Origin of the sequence: Streptomyces sp. NPDC058457, from assembly GCF_042720695.1 — a bacterium.
GTDB lineage: Bacteria > Actinomycetota > Actinomycetes > Streptomycetales > Streptomycetaceae > Streptomyces.
Window position 1 is genome coordinate 1 of the sequence record NZ_JBHXLU010000071.1, and the last position, 18,503, is coordinate 18,503.

Below are 18,503 nucleotides of genomic sequence, written 5' to 3' on the forward strand. Positions count from 1 at the left end.
TCCGTCAGGAGGGTCCGGGCTCCCGCCGTTTCCGGCCCGCTCCCGCCTTCGGCGCAGTGCGGGTCCCCCGTCCGGCCTACCTGTCGCGCCGGTCCGAAAAACATCTCATAGTGTGACAATATGAGTCATTCTCCGTGCGCCCGTACCGTCGTCAGCTGCACCCTGCTGGTGATCGCCCTCGGTGTGGGCGTCACCGCCTGCGGTTCGGACGGCAACCCCCTCGCGGACAAGCCGTACGACGCGGCGGACCAGATCTCCTTCAGCACCCCCACCGGCGCGGGGAAGCGGGCCGACCCCGACAAGCCCCTGGAGGTCGTCGCCAAGAGCGACGAGGACCGCATCACGGACGTCACGGCCCAGGACGCCACCGGTCGCTTCGTGGCGGGCGAACTCGACGCCGACGGCCACCGCTGGCACAGCACCTCCCCGCTGGCCGCCAACGCCCACTACACGGTCCAGATCAGTACCGAGGACCAGGACGGCGCGCCCGGCCGCAAGGTCCTCACCTTCGACACCAGCGTGCCCACCACCCGGCAGCGGCTGAAGGTCACCTTCGGACCGAAGGCGGGCGAGTACGGCGTGGGCCAGCCGGTCACCGCCCAACTCGACCACGAGATCAAGGACAAGGCCCAGCGCGCCGTCGTCGAGCGCGCCCTCAGGGTCGACTCCGTCCCGGCCGTGCAGGGCTCCTGGTACTGGGTGAGCGACAAGGAACTCCACTACCGGCCCAAGGACTACTGGCCCGCCCACGCCACCGTCCAGGTGCACAGCAACCTGGACGGCGTCAGGATCAGCGACCGCCTGTGGGGCGGCGCGGCCAAGCCCCTCAAGCTCACCGTCGGCGACAAGCTCCTCGCCGTCACGGACGCCGCCGCCCACCAGCTGACGGTCTACAGGAACGACAAGGAGATCAACCAGATCCCCGTCACGACCGGCAAGGCGGGCTACGAGACCCGCAACGGCGTCAAGGTCGTCCTGGAGAAGCAGTACTTCGTACGCATGCGCGGCACCACGGTCGGCATCGCCGAGGGCACCTCGGACTCGTACGACCTGCCGGTCTACTACGCCACCCGGGTGACCTGGTCGGGCGAGTACGTCCACGCCGCGCCCTGGTCGGTGGGCTCCCAGGGCTACGAGAACGTCAGCCACGGCTGCACCGGCATGAACACCTCGAACGCCGAGTGGTTCTTCGACACCTTCCACCCGGGTGACCTGGTGAAGGTCGTCAACTCCAACGGCAAGCAGATGGAGAACTTCGGCAACGGCTTCGGCGACTGGAACATCGCCTGGAAGGACTGGCGCAAGGGCAGCGCCCTCACCAACGGCACCCCGGACGGCCCGAAGCCGGAGGACGCGGTGCGTTTGCAGCCGACGTCAGTGTGACGCGCCCCAAAGGGGCGCGGGGCGGTAGTCGATATGCGGCTACCGCCGCGTGGGCGCGAACGGCCCCCACCGGGCCGCACCCGCGCACGACACCCGCGCCCCACCCCCTCCTAGGCGCTCTGCAGCCTCTTCTGCCGCAACAGCGAAGCCAGCGCGCCCGCGAACTCCACCGGCTCCACAGGCAGCGTCACAGCCGCCTCCGCGCGGCTCCACGTGGCGAGCCACGCATCCTGCGGCCGCCCGATCAGCACCAGCGCCGGCGGGCAGTTGAACACCTCGTCCTTGATCTGCCGGCACAGCCCCATGCCCCCCAGCGGCACCGCCTCGCCGTCCAGGACGCACACATCGATGCCGCCCTTGTCCAGCTCGGCGATGACCGCCTCGGGCGTCGCGCACTCCACGAACTCGACGAACGGCACATCGGGAGCCGGCCGCCGGCCGGCGGCGAGCCGTACCTGCTCGCGGGTGTTGGAGTCGTCGCTGTAGACCAGCACCGTGGCGGTCGGCTGCATTGTTCCTCCGAGACGTCAGCGTCGTACGGACAGGACCGATGCGCCGGATGCTACTCCCCTGAACACCTCGTCAACACCTGTTGGAACACCGCTTCGATGGGCCATCCGGGCACTACACAGGGGGCGGACACTCCGAACGGCACCCCCCGGAGTGAGCGCGAGATAAGCGACCGACATAATGTCGGTCGTGGCGACAGCAACGACAGTAGAAACCGGGCACGCGCACCCGTCGGTCAACAGGCCGAACCTCACCAGCGTCGGAACCATCATCTGGCTGAGTTCCGAGCTGATGTTCTTCGCGGCCCTCTTCGCGATGTACTTCACCCTGCGATCGGTGACCGGCGAGGCTCACTGGAAGGAGATGGCGAGTCATCTCAACATCCCCTTCTCGGCGACCAACACCACGATCCTGGTGCTCTCCTCCCTCACCTGCCAGCTCGGCGTCTTCGCCGCCGAGCGCGGGGACGTGAAGAAGCTCCGGGGCTGGTTCATCCTCACCTTCATCATGGGTGCGATCTTCATCGGCGGTCAGATCTACGAGTACACGAGCCTGGTCAAGGAGGACGGGATCTCCCTCTCCTCCGACCCGTACGGTTCGGTGTTCTACCTGACCACCGGTTTCCACGGCATGCACGTGACGGGCGGCCTCATCGCCTTCCTGTTCGTCCTGGGGCGCACCTATGCGGCGAAGAGGTTCACGCACGAGCAGGCGACCGCGGCCATCGTCGTGTCCTACTACTGGCACTTCGTCGACGTCGTCTGGATCGGCCTCTTCGCCACGATCTACCTGATCAAGTAGCCGGGCCGGCACCACGCGCCGTAGAAGCGCATTTTCCAGAAGCATCGACGCAGAAGATCCTGACACCGGGGTAATCCGTGAAAAAGCTCTCCGCACGACGACGCCATCCGTTGGCGGCGGTCGTCGTCCTACTCCTCGCGCTGGCATGCACAGGGGGGCTGTACGCCGCGTTCGCACCCGCGGGCAAGGCGCAGGCCGATGAAACATCCCAGTCCCTGACCATCGAGGAGGGCAAGAAGCTCTACTCGGTCGGCTGCGCCAGCTGCCACGGCACCGGCGGTCAGGGTTCGTCCGACGGACCCAGCCTGGTGGGCGTGGGCGCCGCGGCCGTCGACTTCCAGGTCGGCACCGGCCGTATGCCGGCCGCCACCTCGCAGGGCCCGCAGGTCGTCGCGAAGAAGAACATCTACACCCAGGCCCAGATCGACCAGCTCGCGGCGTACATCGCCTCGCTGGGCGCCGGTCCCGAGGTCCCCACCTCGGAGCAGTACGGCCCGGACGGTGCCGACATCGCCAAGGGTGGCGAGCTCTTCCGCACTAACTGCGCGCAGTGCCACAACTTCGTGGGCTCGGGCGGTGCGCTGACCAAGGGCAAGTTCGCCCCGAGCCTTGAGGGTGTCGACCCGAAGCACATCTACGAGGCCATGCAGACGGGCCCGCAGAACATGCCGTCCTTCCCCGACACCACGCTGACGGAGAAGAACAAGAAGGACATCATCGCGTACCTGAACGCGGTCAACAGCAGCAACACGGAGAACCCCGGCGGTCTCAACCTGGGCGGCCTCGGGCCGGTCAGCGAGGGTCTGTTCGCGTGGATCTTCGGTCTCGGTGCACTGATCGCGGTCGCCGTCTGGGTCGCCGCTCGGACCGCAAAGGCCAAGAAGTCATGAGTAGCCAAGACATTCCAGAAGAGAACCTGCCCGCTGAGCAGGACCACGCTCACGCGCACACCGCCGTGACCGTGGCGGACGAGAAGGATCCGTTCTCGGATCCGGGTCTGCCGCCCCACGAGCACCGGATCCAGGACATCGACGAGCGGGCCGCCAAGCGGTCCGAGCGCGTCGTGGCCATGCTGTTCACGGTGTCGATGCTGGCCACGGTCGGCTTCATCGCCTCCTATGTGACGATCCCGAAAGACAAGTCGATCTTCGTCTTCCCGATCGGTCACATCAGCGCGCTGAACTTCGCGCTGGGCCTGACCCTCGGTGCGGCGCTGTTCTGCATCGGCGCGGGCGCGGTCCACTGGGCCCGCACCCTGATGTCCGACGCGGAGGTCGCCGACGAGCGGCACGCCATCTCGGCCCCGCCGGAGGTCAAGGCCAAGGTCCTGGCCGACTTCAAGCAGGGTGCCAAGGAGTCGGCGATCGGCCGGCGCAAGCTGATCCGCACCACCATGTTCGGCGCGCTGACCCTGGTCCCGCTCTCCGGTGTGGTGCTGCTGCGCGACCTCGGCCCGCTGCCCGGCACCTCGCTGCGCCACACGGCGTGGTCGAAGGGCAAGCTGCTCGTCAACATGAACACCAACGAGCCGCTGCGTCCCTCCGACGTCGCCGTCGGCTCGCTGACCTTCGCCAAGCCCGAGGGCGTCGAGGAGTCCCAGGAGGACTTCCAGAACGTGATGGCGAAGGCGGCCCTGATGATCATCCGGCTGCAGCCGGACAACATCAAGGACAAGCGCGAGCTCGAGTGGTCGCACGAGGGCATCGTCGCCTACTCGAAGATCTGCACCCACGTGGGCTGCCCGATCTCGCTGTACGAGCAGCAGACCCACCACGTGCTCTGCCCGTGCCACCAGTCCACCTTCGACCTCTCCGACGGAGCCCGAGTGATCTTCGGCCCGGCCGGTCACGCCCTGCCGCAGCTGCGCATCGGCGTGAGCGAGGAGGGCTACCTCCAGGCGCTCGGCGACTTCGAGGAGCCCGTCGGGCCTGCCTTCTGGGAGCGCGGATGAGCACTAACGAGAACTCCGAGTCCCGCGAGCGCGGGCAGGCACCGGCCGGCGAGCGTGTCGCCGACTGGGCCGACGGACGGCTCGGGATCTACTCCCTGGCCAAGTCCAACATGCGCAAGATCTTCCCCGACCACTGGTCGTTCATGTTGGGCGAAGTGTGCCTGTACAGCTTCATCATCATCATCCTCACGGGTGTGTACCTGACGCTGTTCTTCCACCCGTCGATGAACGAGGTGGTGTACCACGGCAGCTACGTCCCGCTCCAGGGACAGCTGATGTCCGAGGCGTTCAACTCGACCCTGCACATCTCCTTCGACGTGCGCGGTGGTCTGCTCATCCGGCAGATCCACCACTGGGCCGCGCTGATCTTCCTCGCCGGCATGTTCGTGCACATGATGCGCGTGTTCTTCACGGGCGCGTTCCGCAAGCCGCGTGAGATCAACTGGCTGTTCGGCTTCCTGCTGTTCGTCCTGGGCATGTTCACCGGCTTCACCGGTTACTCGCTCCCGGACGACCTGCTCTCCGGCACGGGTGTCCGCTTCACCGAGGGCGCCATCCTGTCGATGCCGATCGTCGGCACGTACATCTCCTTCTTCCTCTTCGGCGGGCAGTTCCCCGGCCACGACTTCGTGGCGCGGTTCTACTCGATCCACATCCTGCTGCTGCCGGGCATCATGCTCGGCCTGGTGGTGGGCCACCTGATCCTGGTCTTCTACCACAAGCACACGCAGTTCGCGGGTCCCGGAAAGACCGAGAAGAACGTCGTCGGCATGCCGCTGCTGCCGGTCTACATGGCCAAGGCCGGAGGCTTCTTCTTCCTGGTCTTCGGTGTCATCGCGGCCATCGCGGCGACCACCCAGATCAACCCGATCTGGGCCATGGGCCCCTACCGTCCGGACCAGGTGTCCACCGGCGCCCAGCCCGACTGGTACATGGGCTTCGCCGAGGGTCTGATCCGGTACATGCCCGGCTGGGAGATCAACTTCTGGGGCCACACCCTGGTCCTGGGCGTGTTCATCCCGCTGGTCCTGTTCGGGCTGGTGCTGGGCGCGATCGCGCTCTACCCGTTCATCGAGTCCTGGGTCACCGGAGACAAGAGCGAGCACCACATCCTGGACCGCCCGCGCAACGCCCCGACCCGTACCGGGTTCGGTGTCGCCTGGGTGACCGTGTACATGATCGGCCTGATCGGTGGTGGCAACGACCTCATCGCCACCCACTTCCATCTGTCGATCAACGACGTGACCTGGTTCGTCCGGATCTTCTTCTTCGCCGGACCGGTGATCGCGTTCATCGTGACCAAGCGCATCTGCCTCGGCCTGCAGCGCCGGGACCGCGAGAAGGTGCTGCACGGCCGCGAGACCGGCATCATCAAGCGGCTGCCGCACGGTGAGTTCATCGAGGTCCACGAGCCGCTCTCGCAGGAGCAGCTGCACACCCTCACGGCGCACCACCAGTACGAGCCGGCCCAGGTCGGCCCGGCGGTCGACGAGAACGGTGTCGAACGCAAGATCAAGGGGTCCGAGAAGCTCCGCGCCAAGCTGAGCAACGCCTACTACGGCGAGGACAACCAGATCCCGAAGCCGACCGTAGAGGAGTACAAGGAGATCACGAGCGGCCACGGCCACCACTGATCCACCGCGTCGCCACGCCACAGCCGAAGGGCCCCCGTCCGTACACCGGACGGGGGCCCTTCGCGGTGCCCGGAGCTGGATAGGGTAGGCCATGAGACCTTCATTTCGTGTACGACGATCAGGAGCGGCCTTATGAGCGCTGTGACCCCCGCTGGAGGCGACACCGCGGCGGGCCGTTCCTGGCCCGAGGTACTGAACGCGCTGCTGTACGGCCAGGACCAGAACGCCGACGCGACGGCCTGGGCGATGGACCAGATCATGCGCGGCCAGGCGACCGACGCCCAGATCGCGGGCTTCGTCGTCGCCCTGCGCGCCAAGGGCGAGACGGTCGAGGAGATCAACGGCCTCGTCCGCACGATGTACGAGCACGCCAACGTCATCGAGGTGCCGGGCCGCACCGTCGACATCGTCGGCACCGGCGGTGACGGCGCGAAGACGGTGAACATCTCCACGATGTCGGCGCTGGTGGTGGCCGGCACCGGGGCGAAGGTCGTCAAGCACGGCAACCGCGCGGCCTCCTCCGCGTCCGGGGCCTCGGACGTCCTGGAGAAGCTGGGCGTCAACCTCGACCTGACCCCGCAGCGGGTCGCCGAGGTCGCCGAGGAAGCCGGCATCACCTTCTGCTTCGCCATCAAGTTCCACCCGGCGCTGCGCCATGCGGGCGCCGCACGCGGCCAGCTGGGCATCCGCACGGTCTTCAACATCCTCGGCCCGCTGACCAACCCCGCGAAGGTCCGGTCCCAGGCGGTCGGCGTCGCGGACCCGCGCATGGCCCCGGTGGTCGCGGCCGTCTTCGCGGAGCGCGGCAACTCCTCCCTGGTCTTCCGCGGCGACGACGGCCTCGACGAGCTGACGACGACCGCCACGTCCCACGTCTGGATCGTCCGCGACGGCAAGGTCACGGAGGAGACCTTCGATCCCCGTGACGCGGGCATCGGCCTGGTCCCCGTGGAGGCGCTGCGGGGCGGCGACCCGTCGTACAACGCGGAGGTCGCCCGCAGGCTGCTGGACGGCGAGCAGGGGCCGGTACGGGACGCGGTGCTGCTCAATTCGGCGGCGGCCCTGGTGGCCCTGGACCCCGGCACGGGGACGCTGGCCGAACAGCTCCGCACGGGCATGGCCAAGGCGGCGGACTCGATCGACTCGGGCGCCGCCAAGCGGGCGCTGGAGCGCTGGGCGGCGGCGACGAACAGGTAGGGGCGGCGCGGTCAGGGGGCTGGGGCGTGGTACGGCACCGCCGGACCACGCCGTCGTGGCCGACCGCCGTTGTGGCGGAGAAGAACGTGAGCGGCGGTGCCTGATGTTCCACAGGCCGACCGCCGTTGCGGCGGAGAAGAACGTGAGCGGCGGTGCCCGATGCTCCACGGGCACTGCTGCTCTGCACGACGCGTCCATTCCGCTCGGACACGGCCGCGTTCCGCTCGGGCGCGGCCGCGGGGACGGCCGTTCCGCTCGGGCACGGCCGCGGGCGCGGCCGTTCCGCTCGGGCACGGCCGTTCTTCAAGTGCGCGGCCGTCTCGCTCGGGAACCGTCGGCGCTCCCTGTTTCCGCCGCGTCCCCCACCAGCCTCTTCCGCTGGTCGGTCATGTTTCTCCGCCGCAACGGCGAGCAACCACACACGGCCGTCCCGGCGGTGCCGAGTCGGCGTCGGCCCCCGTCCCTGTCCCGTCATCCGGACAGGAGTTGCGCGTCGGCGATCACTTCACTTACGTTTCTTCCCAGGTCATGAGTGACAGTCATGAGGCCCCGGCCGACTGTCCGGCAACCCTCCGTCCGTGGCGGGGTGCCCCGGGTGAAGACCAGGCTGTAGGCAGTGAGGTCTACGGCAAGCGCGGACCCCTCGTACACCAGGGGTCCTGGTCGTCGAGGAGTCTTCCGTGAGCAAGCGAATGCGATAGGGCCGCAGAGCCCCGCCTCCGCATCCCCTTTTCCTTTTTCTCCGTGCTGGAGCCGCGGTCGTCCGCGCGCTCGCACGGCGATTTCGCCTTGCCTCTCACGGGAGTTCCGCCATGTCCGTCTCCACCGTTGCCTCCGCCCAGCCTCTCTGTGCCCAGCTGCCCGTTCTGGGCAGGGATGTCACCGTCCCGCTGGTCACCGGCGGCGAGGTCGCCTACGCCGCCCTCGACTACGCCGCCAGCGCCCCGGCCCTGCAGCGGGTCTGGGACGACGTGGCGGCGTACGCCCCCTACTACGGCAGCGTCCACCGGGGCGCCGGCTACCTCTCCCAGCTCTCCACCGACCTCTTCGAGAACGCCCGGAAGACCGTCGCCGAGTTCCTCGACTGCCGCCCCGACGACCAGCTGATCTTCACCCGCTCCACCACCGACTCCCTCAACCTGCTCGCCGCCGCCGTCCCCGCCGACTGCCAGGTCTTCGTCTTCGAGACCGAGCACCACGCGAGCCTGCTCCCCTGGAAGGACGCCCGGGTCACCTACCTCAACGCGCCCCGCACCCCGCGGCAGGCCGTCGAGACCCTGGAGCGCGCCCTCGCCGACCGCACTGTGTCCGACAAGGAGGGGTACGGCCCGGCCCTGGTCTGCGTCACCGGCGCCTCCAACGTCACCGGCGAGCTGTGGCCGGTCCGCGAGCTGGCGGCCGCCGCGCACGCGCACGGCGCCCGGATCGTCCTGGACGCCGCCCAGCTGGCCCCGCACCACCCCGTGTCCGTCCGGGACCTGGACGTCGACTGGGTCGCCTTCTCCGGCCACAAGCTGTACGCCCCCTTCGGCTCCGGCGTCCTGGCCGGCCGCGCCGACTGGCTCCAGGCGGCCGAGCCCTACCTCGCGGGCGGCGGCGCCAGCCGCAAGGTCACCCGGCGCGAGGACGGGGGAGTGGCCGTGGAGTGGCACGAGAGCGCGGCGCGGCACGAGGCGGGCTCCCCGAACGTCATCGGCGCCTACTCCATCGCCTCCGCCTGCAAGGCACTCACCGAGGCCGGCTTCGACACGCTCGTCGCCCGCGAGCAGCACCTGATCGAGAAGGTGCGGGCGGGACTGGCCGAGGTTCCCGAGGTCCGGGTCCTCTCCCTCTTCGGCGACGACGCCCCGCGCGTCGGAGTGATCAGCTTCGTGGTGGACGGCTGGAACAGCTCCCACTTCGCCGCCGCCCTCTCCGCCGAGTACGGCATCGGCGTCCGCGACGGCCTCTTCTGCGCCCACCCCCTGGTCAGGACGCTGCTGGGCTCCGACCCCCAGACCCAGGGCGAGTGCGGGGCGCCGGAGGCGGCACCGGGCGAGAAGTCCCTCAACGCCATCCGGGTGAGCTTCGGCGCGGGGACGCCGGACGAGCACGTCGAACGGTTCGTGACCGCCGTCAAGGAGCTGGTCCGCGATGGCGCGAAGTGGAACTACCGTACGGAGGAAGGCCGCTGCGTACCGGCCGTCTGACGGACTGACGTCCAGCCGCGCGTATACGCTCCCCTCAGCAGCTGTACGGAGGGCAGGGGGAGCACGGGGTGCAGGAGCTGCGGGAGAGCGACCCGCGGACCATCGGTCCCTACGAGGTCCGGGGCAGACTCGGATCCGGAGGCATGGGTGAGGTCTATCTCGCCGAGGCGCGGGGCGGGTTGCGGCTCGCGGTGAAGGTGGTGCGCGCCGAGCACGCGGAGGACCGCACCTTCCGGGCCCGGTTCCGGCACGAGGTGCGGGCCGCGCAGACCGTCGGCGGGGCGGGCACGTACACCGCGCGGGTCGTGGACGCGGACACCGAGGCCGTACGGCCGTGGATGGCCACCGAGTACGTGGACGGGCCCAACCTGCGGGACGCGATCCTCGACGGCGGCCCGCTGTCCGGCGACGCGGCACGACTGCTCGCGGCCGCGCTCGGCGAGGCGCTGGCCGCGATCCACGCCAAGGGGCTGGTGCACCGGGACCTGAAGCCCTCCAACATCCTGCTGGCGCCGGACGGCCCCAGGGTCATCGACTTCGGGATCGTCCGGGCCCTGGAAGGGACGGCGCTGACCCGGACCGGGGTGATCGTCGGGTCGGTCGGCTATGTCTCGCCCGAGCAGATCCGCAACGGCGCCCACGTGGGGCCGGCCAGTGACGTCTTCTCGCTGGGCGCGGTCCTCGCCTACGCCGCCGGCGGGCGGGAGCCCTTCGGCGAGGGACAGGACTCGGTCGTCCTGCTGCGGATCCTGACCGGGGACGTCGACCTGTCCGCCGTACCGAAGGACCAGCTGCCGCTGGTGGAGGCGTGTCTGCGGGACGACCCCGGCACCCGGCCGACGCCCGCGGACGTGGTCGCGGCGGCGGAGCACACGGCGGGCAGCCTGCGCGAGGGGCTGCGGGCGGGGTGGTACACCGGCGGGCCCCCGACGGAGCCCGGCACCGCGGACAGTGGTGCGCGCTGGATGCCGGAGCACGGCTCGGGGGAGCGGGACAGCCGGGTCGAGTACATGGCTCCGGTGACGGTCACGGACGCTCCCGCGGCCACGCCGGACCCCGCCGCACCCTCCCGGCGACGGCTGCTGGCCGCCCTGACGGGCGGTACGGCGGTCGTGGCGGGCGGGGGCGTCGGCGGGTGGCTGTGGTCGCGGGGCTCCTCGGGGAGCACGGGCCGGTCGGTGGGGGGAGCGAAGGGCGGCACGGTCTCGTCGGGCCCGCCCGGGGTGGGCTGGCAGTACCAGGTCCAGGGACTCGGCGGGCAGCGCGGGCCGTGTGCGGCGGTGTCGCCCGACGGGGACCTGGTGTACGTCGGCGGAGCGGACGGCTCGCTGCACGCCGTGGACCTGAACGGAGGTGCCGTCTGGCACACCGCGCTGGGCGGCCCGGTCCTGCCCCCGCTCGCCACCGCCGACGGCGTGTACTGCCTGCTGTACGACAACCGGGAGGGCGCCACGAAACTCTGCGCGCTCGACCGGGACGGCCGGGTGCGCTGGACCGCGCCGGTCGCCGGGAACAGCCAGATTCCGGTGGCCGCGGGCGACCTGGTCCTGGTGTCGTACGGCCCCACGTCGGAGGCCGGCGGAGTGCGCGCGTACGCCCCCGACGGCAGCGAGGCCTGGCGCACGGCGACCGGGCCGGCGCCCACCAGCGAGCCCATGGTCGCGGACGGGATGGTCTACGTCGGCACGTTCGGGGACCAGGTACTGGCCCTGGACGCGAAGAGCGGCAAGCGGCTGTGGGCGACGGCCGCCGGCAGCGACACCGGCCGGCCCACGCAGGTCGGGGACGTCCTGGTGGTCGGGTCGGGCGGCGAGCAGATGCTGCACGGCATCAGCCGGGCGGGCAAGGAGCTCTGGCACAAGTCGGGCAACGAGCTGCCGGGCGGCGGCCGTTACTTCACGAGCGTGGCGTTCGGCGGTCTGGCGGTCACCGCCAGCTCCTACGAGCTGTTCGCCCTGGATCCCGCCGACGGATCGAAGGCGTGGAGCCTCCTGCTCTCCGGCGAGGGCAACCAGTACAGCGATCCCACGGTCGCGGGCGACACCCTCTACGTACGCCAGGGCTCGACGCTCTTCGGCGTGAACCGCCGGGGTGCGCGCACCTGGCGGCAGCGCGTCGAGGGCGGGGCGTCGACCGGGACCCAGAGCCCGGTCGTCCGCGACGGCCGGATCTACGTCGCGACCGCCGACGGCATCACCGTCCTCACCCTCAGGGCCTAGCTGTCCAGGCCGATCGCGAACGCCGCTTCCAGGTCGTGCTGGGAGTACGTGCGGAACGCGACGTGCGTGTCCGTGGCCTCCACGCCGGGGATCTTGCTGATGGAGCCGGGGATGACCTCGGCCAGGTCCTCGTGCTGCTTCACCCGGACCATGGCGATCAGGTCGTACGTACCGGTGACGGAGAAGACCTCGCTGACGCTCTCCAGCGCGGCGATCCGTTCCGCGATCTCGGGGATCCGGTCCACGCTGGTCTTGATGAGGACGATCGCGGTGATCACGGCTGGTTCTCTCCCTCGGGTGCCGGAGCTGGGGCGGTTCTCACTTTAGTCGTACGGCCGTACCGCACCCACGCGTAGCCGAAGCCCAGTCCGAAGCCGACCAGGTGGGCGAGGTAGGCCACGCCGGGTCCTGAGGGGGCCTGGTTCAGGGCCAGCCACTGCAGGGCCGCCCAGAAGGGGAGGACCACCCAGGCCGGGAAGCGGAGCGGGAGGAAGAAGAGGAAGGGCAGGAGACTGGTCACGCGGGCGCTGGGGAACAGGTACAGGAACGCGCCGAGGACCCCCGAGATCGCCCCGGACGCCCCCACCAGCGACTGCGGGGACGTGGCGTTGGCGGCCGCGTAGCCGAGCAGCGCGAGGTAGCCGCAGCCGATGTAGAAGAGCGTGAACTCCACGCGGCCCATGCGTTCCTCGGTCATCGCCCCGAAGACGAAGAGGAAGAGCATGTTGCCGAGCAGGTGCACCCAGCTGCCGTGGATGAACAGCGCCGTGGCCGGGGTGAGCGCCTCCCGGGCCGGACCGTCGAACAGGTCGGCGGGGACCACCCCCCAGTGCCGGAAATACGCCCGCTGCGCGGCCGTCAGGGCCTCCCCGGTGCCGTAGGACGGGGTGAGACCGGAGGCGGGGCCGAGCACGAAGATCAGGCAGCACACGGCGATCAGGGTGTACGTCATGGGCGCGGACGTGCCCCTCAGGCTCCGCAGGGTCCGGGCGGCCGTCGTGTTCCAGTTGCCGATCATGGACATAGAGCATGGCGTAACGGGATGCACCGGTGCAGATCGCCTCGCCGCCGCAGATGGGGCGGCATCGAGTACCCGCCAGGCCGTAGGGTTACGAGCCACACGCGTCGGGACGGCGCGTCACGGACACTAGAAGGAAGCGAACAAGCCACGATGACGGTTCCCCTGCCGACCGCCACGACGCGGTGGCGCTGCACCCTCTGCGGCAACCTCACCCGCTTCGACGTGACCCGCTCGTCGAAGGTGGTCGAGTACGTGCACCTCGACCTGGCCGGTGAGCCCAGGGTCGAGGAGCGCGAGGTGGTCAGTGAGACCATCGAGTCGGTGCGCTGCCGCTGGTGCAACGCGGTGGACCAGGTGGAACTCGTGGACAGGCCGGGCGCCGACTCCTGAGACCGGGAGCCGGCCCCGTACAGGTGATGGGGTGTGACGGATGGTGGAGACCACAGGCGGGGGGCCGGGCGACGGCACCGCCGAGGTGCTTGACCGTCCGTTGCCCGACGGCGTGCGACGGCGTGTCGTGCAGATCGTGTCGGACGGGTTCGGCGGGCTGACCGTCGCCGAACTCCCTGCACAGCTACGACAGTACGCCCGTTTCGCCCCGAATCGTCGGGCCAAGTTCGCCGGGAACGCGATGGCGGCCGCGCTGGAGACGGACACCCTCTTCCGGCAGCGGATCGGGGAGAAGCTGAGAGAGGCCCAGCCGGAACTGGCCGGCGCCCTGGACTCCGGCTCCCCGCCCCCGGCCGCGGACCCGCTCGATGTGGCGGCCGCGGCCTATGTACTGCGCCCCACGGGCTGGGTGAAGCTGGTGGCGGCGGCCGGCGAGGAGGCCCAGCGGGCCGACGCCGAGCGGGCCGACGAGGAGAGCCGGGCCGAGCTGGAGCGGCTGCGCGAGGAGCTGGACCGGGCCCGGGAGCTGACCCGTGCCGAGACGGAGCGGCTGCGCGCCGAGCTGGACGCGGCCAAGAAGGAAGCGGAATCGCTTCATCGCAAGCTGCGGGCCGCACTGAGTGACGTCAAGCGCGGTGAGGCCGCCCTGCGCAAGCTGCAGGCCGAGATGGAGGCCGGGCGGACCGAGGGGCAGGCCCAGGTGTCCGCCGCCGAGAGTGAGAGCCGGCGGCTCAAGGCCCGGCTCGGTGAGGTCGAGGCGGCCCTGGAGGCAAGCCGCCGGGCCGCCCGCGAGGGGCGCAGCGTCGAGGACATGCGGCTGCGGCTGCTGCTCGACACCGTCCTCGACGCGGCCCAGGGGCTGCGCCGGGAGCTGGCCCTGCCGCCGGTGTCGATGCGGCCCGCCGAGACCGTGGATGCGGTCGAACCGGGACGAATGACCCCGAAGGACATCGCGGCGCGCGCGCTGTCCGAGAACGACCCGGCCATCCTCAACCAGCTGCTCGCCCTTCCCCAGGTGCACTTGGTCGTCGACGGCTACAACGTGACCAAGACCGGCTATCCGCAGATGCCGCTGGAGAAGCAGCGGCTGCGGCTGCTCGGCCAGCTCTCCCAGCTCGCCGCCCAGACCGGCGCCGAGGTCACCTGTGTCTTCGACGGCGCCGAGCTGGCCGCGCCGGTGCTGCTCGCCCCGCCGCGCGGCGTCCGCGTCCTCTTCTCCAAGCCCGGCGTCACGGCCGACGAGTTGATCCGTCAGCTGGTGCGCGCCGAGCCGCCGGGCCGCCCGGTGATCGTCGCCTCGACCGACCGCGAGGTCGCCGACGGGGTCGCGAAGGCGGGTGCCCGTCCGGTGGCTTCTGCGATGCTTCTGAAGCGACTGTCCTGAACGTTCAATCCGCATATGCAATGCCCGAATTGACCGAACCGTCACGCAACGTAGCGTCAATCGCGCATTACTGCTCGTGAGTTATATGCAAAGAGTGCGTTGCGTGACCACTTTTTTGGCTGCTGGGTTTGAACTGATCACAGGTAGGTCACTAGGGTCTGGCCTCGAACCTCCACACGGGTGATCACTCAAACGAAGGAGCCCGTCTCCGTGGCGTCCCATCGTCGACCCAAGCAGCCGAGCCGTGCGCGCGTGACCGTGCTCACCACCGCGGCAGCCGCCGCCGTAGTCCTCAGTGCCAACGCCGCCAACGCGGCGCCCAGCGAGAAGCTGAGCAAGGGCGAGGTCAAGGCGAAGGTCGACAAGCTCTACGAGGAGGCCGAGCAGGCCACCGAGAAGCTCGACGGGGCCAAGGACAAGCAGCAGAAGCTCCAGAAGGAAATATCCACGATCCAGGACAACGTGGCCCGTGGTCAGGAGGAGCTCAACAAGCTGCGGGACAGCCTCGGTTCGCTGGCCACCGCGCAGTACCGCTCCGGCGGCATCGACCCGTCGGTCCAGCTCTTCCTCTCGTCCGACCCGGACGACTACCTCGACAAGGCGTCCACGCTCGACCAGTTGAGCAGCCAGCAGGTCGAGGCCCTGAAGAAGATTCAGGACAAACAGCGCGAACTCGCCCAGGAGCGGGCAGAGGCCTCCGACAAGCTCAAGGACCTCTCCGCCACCCGCACCGAGCTGGCCAAGCAGAAGAGCGCCGTCCAGTCGAAGCTCGCCGACGCGCAGAAGCTCCTGAACACCCTGACGGCCAAGGAGAAGGCCGCCCTCGACGCCGAGCAGGCCCAGGCCGCCAGCCGCGCCTCCTCGCGCGTGGACCTCGGCAACACGGGCTCCGCCTCCAGCCGGGCCGCCGCCGCCTTCGCCGCCGCACAGTCCGTGATCGGCTCGCCGTACGTCTACGGCGCCTCCGGCCCGTCCTCCTTCGACTGCTCGGGCCTGACCTCCTGGGCCTACGCCCAGGCCGGCGTCACCATCCCGCGCACCTCCGAGGCGCAGGCCAACGCCGGCACCCGCATCTACAGCGAGAGCGACCTCAAGGTCGGCGACCTGGTCATCTTCTACGGCGACTACCACCACGTCGGCCTGTACGCCGGCAACGGCCAGGTGCTGCACGCCCCGCACACCGGCGCCGTCGTCCGCTACGAGTCGATCAGCGACATGACCTTCGAGTTCGGCGTCCGGATCTGATCTGACCCCACCGGGTTACGCCGACACCCGTACGGCCGAAGATCAACTTGCCGTGGCGCCCGAACGGGCGAATCACGGCAACCGGAACTGACTCCACGCCCCGCCGGTGACCTGCGTCAGCGGCGGGGCGTCGCGTTTGCGTGGCCGTGGAGGTCTTTGGCCGGGGTGCGGTCGCGCGGCTACTGTCGGGCGCGTTTCCTCCGGCGCCCGGGCACCCCCGTCCCCCGCGCCGGGGGAAGCGGTACCTGTCCGCCAGCAGAAGGACCGCCGTGGGGTCTCATCGCCGTCTCGCACCGTCCGGGTTCAACCGGGGCGCCGGTGCCGCTCTCTGCGTACTGTCGGCCGCGGCAGCCGCGCTCGGTGCCGTACCGGCGAGCGCCGCGCCGCACGCCGACACCCGTGCCGAGGTGGACCGGCTGTACCAGCAGGCTGAGGAGGCGACCGAGGCCTACGACAAGGCCGACGAGCGGGCCGGCGCGCTGCGCCGCGAGGTGCACGACTCCCAGGACCGCATCGCCCGCCAGCAGCAGCGCATCAACACCATGCGGGAGGCGCTCGGTTCGCTCGCCGGCGCCCAGTACCGCTCCGGCGGCATCGACCCCACCGTGGCCCTGCTGTTCTCCGACGACCCCCAGGACTACCTCGACCGGGCCTCCCTCATCGACCGCATCGACGTCCGCCAGGCCGGGCAGCTCCGGCAGCTCCGGGCAGCGATGCGCGAACTCGCCCAGGAGCGCTCCGAGGCGGCCGGGAAGCTCGCCGAACTGGAGCACAGCCGCCGGGCGGTCGCCTCCCACAAGGCCGTCGTGGAGAACAAGCTCGCCAAGGCCCGGCAGCTCCTCAACGCGATGCCCGCCGCCGACCGCGCCGCCTTCGAGCACGCCTCCCGCGGCGACGGCCGGGCCGACCTGCCCGACCTCTCCGGCGTCGCCGCCCCCGACGGCCGCGCCGCCGCCGCGATCGCCGCCGCCCGCTCCGCCCTCGGCAAGCCGTACGTCTGGGGGGCCAGCGGCCCCTCCGGCTTCGACTGCTCGGGCCTGATGCAGTGGTCGTACGCGCACGCCGGGATCCACCTCCCGCGCACCTCGCAGGAGCAGCGCTACGCCGGCCACCAGGTCCCGCTCTCCCAGGCGCAACCCGGTGACCTGGTCGTCTACCGCTCCGACGCCAGCCATGTGGCCATGTACGTCGGGAACGGCCAGGTCATCCACGCCCCCTACCCGGGCGCCCCGGTCCGCTACGACCCGGTCGGAATGATGCCCGTCTCCTCCGTCACCCGGCCCTGACTTCCGGGCCCCGACCCGTACGATCGGAAAGTGGCTGGTCGTGGACGGGCGTGGCGCTCAGGAGCGGTGGGGCTGTGTCTGCTGCTCCTGCCGTTGGTCGGATGCGGCGGCGGGCAGTCGTCGACCGGCACGGCGATGGCCGCCGTGCAGCAGGTCCTGGACCGCCGCGCGGCCGCGGTCCTCGGCCACGACGAGAAGGCGTACGCCGAGACCGGTACCCGGAGCTCGTACGCGAACCTGCGGGCCGTACCGCTCGCCGACTGGAGCTACCGGCTGACCGCCCTCCACCCCGACGGCGCCGGAGCCACCGCCGACGCGCAGCTCAGCTACCGGATCGAGGGCTACGACAAGGCGCCGGTCACGGCGGACCGGACGCTGACGCTCAGCCGTACCGCCGACGGACAGTGGTATGTCACATACGACAGGCCCGCCAAGAAGTCCGCGCAGCAACTCTGGGACCAGGGCAAGGTCACCGCCCTCAAGAGCACCCACGCCCTCGTCCTCGGCGTCGGCCAGTCCGGGGCCACGCTGCGCGGCTACGCCCGGCTCGCCGACACCGCCGTCCCCGAGGTCTCCAAGGCCTGGGGCACGGACTGGACCCGGCGGGTGGTGCTGCTCGTACCCGGGTCGCTGAACGGGATGGCCGGCCTGCTGGGCGCCCCCGCCTCCAACTACCGGGGCATCGCCGCCGTCACCACCGGCGAGGCGGGCGGCTCGGGCCGGACGCCCGCGGACCGGGTCATCCTCAACCCGGAGGCGTACGCCGGCCTCGGCCCGGTCGGCAGGCAGGTCGTCCTCACCCACGAGACCACCCACGTGGCCACCCGCGCCCACACCACGGCCGCCACCCCGCTCTGGCTCTCCGAGGGCTACGCCGACTGGATCGGCTACCTCGACACCGGCCGCACGCCCACCGAGGCCGCGCCGGAACTCGCCCGTGCCGTCGAGGCCGGAGACGTCCCGGAGAACCTCCCGGCGGACAAGGACTTCGGCTTCACCGACGACCCCACCAAACTGGCCCAGGCATACGAGGGCGGCTGGCTGGCCTGCCGGATGATCGCCGGCCACTGGGGTGAGGAGAAGCTCGGCGCCTTCTACCGGGCCGTCGGCGCGCACAAGGAGCGGGCGGGCGCGGTCGAGGACGCCCTGAAGACCGAACTAGGGACGACCCTGCCGGACTTCACCGCCCGCTGGCGCGACTACCTGACGGCTCAGGTCGGCGACTGAGCCGGCCGCGCGATCGGCTCCGTAGGCCGGGCCCGCTCGGCACCCTGCTCCGCTCCCCGGCGGTGC

16 protein-coding genes and 1 riboswitch are annotated in these 18,503 nt (G+C 70.4%); of the genes, 13 read left to right on the forward strand and 3 right to left on the reverse strand.

From position 1 onward, the window contains the following. Positions 1-120 precede the first annotated feature (120 nt). Complete coding sequence (locus tag ACFWPS_RS38875) at positions 121-1,383, forward strand: Ig-like domain-containing protein (protein ID WP_383714512.1); 1,263 nt, start codon at positions 121-123, stop codon at positions 1,381-1,383. A gap of 110 nt (positions 1,384-1,493) precedes the next feature. Here the strand turns inward: ACFWPS_RS38875 and ACFWPS_RS38880 are convergent, their stop codons facing one another. Next, positions 1,494-1,895 (reverse strand): hypothetical protein, encoded by a 402-nt coding sequence (locus ACFWPS_RS38880; RefSeq protein ID WP_383714515.1) that lies wholly within the window; start codon positions 1,893-1,895, stop codon positions 1,494-1,496. A 178-nt stretch (positions 1,896-2,073) separates the two neighbouring features. Here ACFWPS_RS38880 and ACFWPS_RS38885 point away from each other — a divergent pair, with 178 nt between their 5' ends. The 7 genes from ACFWPS_RS38885 (at position 2,074) to ACFWPS_RS38915 (ending at position 11,884) form a co-directional block, all read left to right on the forward strand. Beyond that, entirely contained in the window at positions 2,074-2,694 is a 621-nt protein-coding gene (locus ACFWPS_RS38885; RefSeq protein WP_383714517.1) for a heme-copper oxidase subunit III, read from the forward strand. 77 nt (positions 2,695-2,771) lie between these two features. Then, the gene (locus ACFWPS_RS38890) at positions 2,772-3,584 is read left to right on the forward strand and encodes a c-type cytochrome (RefSeq protein ID WP_351715862.1); all 813 of its coding nucleotides are present in this window, start codon (positions 2,772-2,774) and stop codon (positions 3,582-3,584) included. Next, a complete protein-coding gene (locus ACFWPS_RS38895; RefSeq protein ID WP_383714519.1) occupies positions 3,581-4,645 on the forward strand; it encodes a Rieske 2Fe-2S domain-containing protein in 1,065 nt (354 codons plus the stop codon). Before ACFWPS_RS38890 ends, ACFWPS_RS38895 begins: the two co-directional genes overlap by 4 nt. Next, a complete protein-coding gene (locus tag ACFWPS_RS38900) occupies positions 4,642-6,279 on the forward strand; it encodes a cytochrome bc complex cytochrome b subunit (RefSeq protein WP_383714522.1) in 1,638 nt (545 codons plus the stop codon). Before ACFWPS_RS38895 ends, ACFWPS_RS38900 begins: the two co-directional genes overlap by 4 nt. Positions 6,280-6,411: 132 nt before the next feature. Beyond that, positions 6,412-7,476, forward strand: a complete 1,065-nt coding sequence (gene trpD / locus ACFWPS_RS38905; protein ID WP_383714525.1) for an anthranilate phosphoribosyltransferase — start codon at positions 6,412-6,414, stop codon at positions 7,474-7,476. Between the two features lie 524 nt (positions 7,477-8,000). After that, a riboswitch (SAM riboswitch) is annotated at positions 8,001-8,117 on the forward strand. A 171-nt stretch (positions 8,118-8,288) separates the two neighbouring features. After that, positions 8,289-9,665: an aminotransferase class V-fold PLP-dependent enzyme gene (locus ACFWPS_RS38910; RefSeq protein ID WP_383714528.1), complete on the forward strand. Its 1,377-nt coding sequence runs from the start codon at positions 8,289-8,291 to the stop codon at positions 9,663-9,665. A gap of 68 nt (positions 9,666-9,733) precedes the next feature. Beyond that, positions 9,734-11,884 (forward strand): PQQ-binding-like beta-propeller repeat protein, encoded by a 2,151-nt coding sequence (locus tag ACFWPS_RS38915; RefSeq protein WP_383714530.1) that lies wholly within the window; start codon positions 9,734-9,736, stop codon positions 11,882-11,884. Here the strand turns inward: ACFWPS_RS38915 and ACFWPS_RS38920 are convergent. Together ACFWPS_RS38920 and ACFWPS_RS38925 are read right to left on the reverse strand one after the other, a co-directional pair. Further along, entirely contained in the window at positions 11,881-12,162 is a 282-nt protein-coding gene (locus ACFWPS_RS38920; protein WP_020137395.1) for an Lrp/AsnC family transcriptional regulator, read from the reverse strand. The two genes, ACFWPS_RS38915 and ACFWPS_RS38920, sit on opposite strands and share 4 nt — an antisense overlap. Further along, entirely contained in the window at positions 12,159-12,902 is a 744-nt protein-coding gene (locus ACFWPS_RS38925) for a rhomboid family intramembrane serine protease (RefSeq protein WP_383714651.1), read from the reverse strand. The genes ACFWPS_RS38920 and ACFWPS_RS38925 overlap by 4 nt, the downstream gene beginning before the upstream one ends. Before the next feature lie 153 nt (positions 12,903-13,055). Here ACFWPS_RS38925 and ACFWPS_RS38930 point away from each other — a divergent pair, with 153 nt between their 5' ends. The 5 genes from ACFWPS_RS38930 (at position 13,056) to ACFWPS_RS38950 (ending at position 18,437) form a co-directional block, all read left to right on the forward strand. Next, positions 13,056-13,295, forward strand: a complete 240-nt coding sequence (locus tag ACFWPS_RS38930) for a hypothetical protein (protein ID WP_189947664.1) — start codon at positions 13,056-13,058, stop codon at positions 13,293-13,295. A gap of 40 nt (positions 13,296-13,335) precedes the next feature. Then, on the forward strand, positions 13,336-14,679 hold the full coding sequence (locus tag ACFWPS_RS38935; RefSeq protein ID WP_383714533.1) for an NYN domain-containing protein: 1,344 nt from the start codon (positions 13,336-13,338) through the stop codon (positions 14,677-14,679). 210 nt (positions 14,680-14,889) lie between these two features. Then, complete coding sequence (locus ACFWPS_RS38940; RefSeq protein WP_383714536.1) at positions 14,890-15,924, forward strand: NlpC/P60 family protein; 1,035 nt, start codon at positions 14,890-14,892, stop codon at positions 15,922-15,924. A gap of 269 nt (positions 15,925-16,193) precedes the next feature. Next, positions 16,194-17,210: an NlpC/P60 family protein gene (locus tag ACFWPS_RS38945; RefSeq protein ID WP_383714538.1), complete on the forward strand. Its 1,017-nt coding sequence runs from the start codon at positions 16,194-16,196 to the stop codon at positions 17,208-17,210. Between the two features lie 30 nt (positions 17,211-17,240). Continuing rightward, positions 17,241-18,437 (forward strand): hypothetical protein, encoded by a 1,197-nt coding sequence (locus ACFWPS_RS38950; protein ID WP_383714540.1) that lies wholly within the window; start codon positions 17,241-17,243, stop codon positions 18,435-18,437. Positions 18,438-18,503 lie beyond the last annotated feature (66 nt).